Below are 1820 nucleotides of genomic sequence, written 5' to 3' on the forward strand. Positions count from 1 at the left end.
CTCGTCGACGCGGCCCCACGGGTCGCTGCTCACAGCGCCTCCTCCACATGATGCCTCCGAGGGGCTTCGGCGCCCCCGGGCATCGTCCACAGTTTCGTCACGGCCAACATAGGCGACCGGCGGGTTGCCTGTCCGCATCCAGCGCGACCGAAATTCCGCTGCTGGCCGCCTGGATGTCAGGACTTCGAGACCGTCGCCTTGTCGATGACGACCGTCGCGTTCGGGGCACCGTCACCGGCGCCGGTGTTCTCGCCCGCGGCCGCGATCTTCTGGAGCACCTTCATGCCCTCGGCCGAGACCGTGCCGAACGGTGTGTAGCTGGGCGGGAGCTGGCTGTCCTGGTAGACGAGGAAGAACTGGCTGCCGCCGGTGTTCGGCTGGCTGGTGTTCGCCATCGCGACCGTGCCCGCCGGATAGACGTTGTTCTTGAGGCTCTTGTCCTTCAGGTTCTCGTCCGGAATGGTGTAGCCGGGGCCGCCGCTGCCGGTGCCCGTCGGGTCGCCGCACTGGAGCACGTAGATCCCGTTGGTGGTCAGGCGGTGGCACTTGGTGTGGTCGAAGTAGCCCTTGCCCGCGAGGTAGTTGAAGGAGTTGACGGTGTGCGGGGCCGCGGCCGTCTTCAGCGGGATGTCTATGTCACCGCACGTCGTCGCCAGCTTCAGCGTGTAGTCGGCCGACTTGTCGATGGTCATCGCCGGCTCCTTCTTGGAGCTGACCTCCTTGACCTTCCCCGGAGCGGCCTTCTCGCACGGGTCCTCGACGGGAGTGGGGGAGGCGGCCGGAGTGGTGTCCGCGCTCGCGTTCGTCTTGTCGTCGTCGCCCTTGATGACGCCCGACGTGTACAGCGCCACGCTGCCCACCAGGATCACGCCGAGCACGGACGCGATCACCGAGTTGCGCACGCGGGCCTTGCGGCGCGCTGCCGTGCGGCGCTGCTGCTGCCGCAAGAACTTCTCCCGGGCGAGCTGACGCTTGCGCTGTTCCTGGGTGACCACCGGGTTCTCTCCTCGTGCGTCTCGTGCGTCTGGTCCGTCGACAGGGACGCGTGCGTCTCATGAGCCGATCGCCCGCGTGTGCCCCGTACCGTATATGGGTTCGCTGAGGAATCGGCAGCGCCGGTAGTCTCTGACCACAGGGGAAGCCCGTCGAGGCGCCCCGCGGGGGGTCCACAAGTCCCCCCGTACCGCCACAACGAAGGACGATCGTGCTCATTGCCGGGTTCCCCGCCGGGGCCTGGGGGACGAACTGCTATCTCGTCGCCCCCGCCGCCGGTGAGGAGTGCGTGATCATCGACCCGGGCCATCAGGCGGCCCCCGGAGTCGAGGAAGCGATCAGGAAGCACCGGCTGAAGCCGGTCGCCGTCGTCCTCACCCATGGACACATCGACCATGTGGCCTCGGTCGTTCCGGTGTGCGGCGCCCATGACGTGCCGGCTTGGATCCACCCCGAGGACCGGTTCATGATGAGCGACCCCGAGAAGGCGCTCGGCCGCTCCATCGGGATGCCGCTGATGGGCGAGCTGACCGTGGGCGAGCCGGACGACGTCCGTGAACTGACCGACGGCGCACGGCTGGACCTCGCCGGGCTGGAGTTCTCCGTCGCGCACGCACCGGGCCATACCAAGGGGTCGGTGACGTTCCGGATGCCCGAGACGACCGAGATCCCGTCGGTCTTCTTCTCCGGGGATCTGCTCTTCGCCGGCTCCATCGGACGCACCGACCTGCCCGGCGGTGACATGGCCGAGATGCTCGACTCGCTGGCCCGCGTGTGCCTGCCGCTCGACGACTCGACCGTGGTGCTGTCCGGCCACGGCCCCCAGA

The 1820-nt window shown here is 68.4% G+C and carries 2 protein-coding genes; one reads left to right on the forward strand and one right to left on the reverse strand.

Features of this window, described 5'->3' with window-relative positions; all coding sequences use genetic code 11:
• Positions 1-176: 176 nt before the first annotated feature.
• Entirely contained in the window at positions 177-995 is an 819-nt protein-coding gene (locus G6W55_RS37480) for a peptidylprolyl isomerase (RefSeq protein ID WP_175525045.1), read from the reverse strand.
• Positions 996-1204: 209 nt separating this feature from the next.
• Here G6W55_RS37480 and G6W55_RS37485 point away from each other — a divergent pair.
• Positions 1205-1820 (forward strand): MBL fold metallo-hydrolase (locus G6W55_RS37485; protein ID WP_175525046.1); only part of this gene is annotated, 616 nt, incomplete at its 3' end.

The sequence above is a fragment of the Streptomyces sp. CAI-85 genome, from assembly GCF_013363615.1.
Classification (GTDB): domain Bacteria; phylum Actinomycetota; class Actinomycetes; order Streptomycetales; family Streptomycetaceae; genus Streptomyces; species Streptomyces antibioticus_B.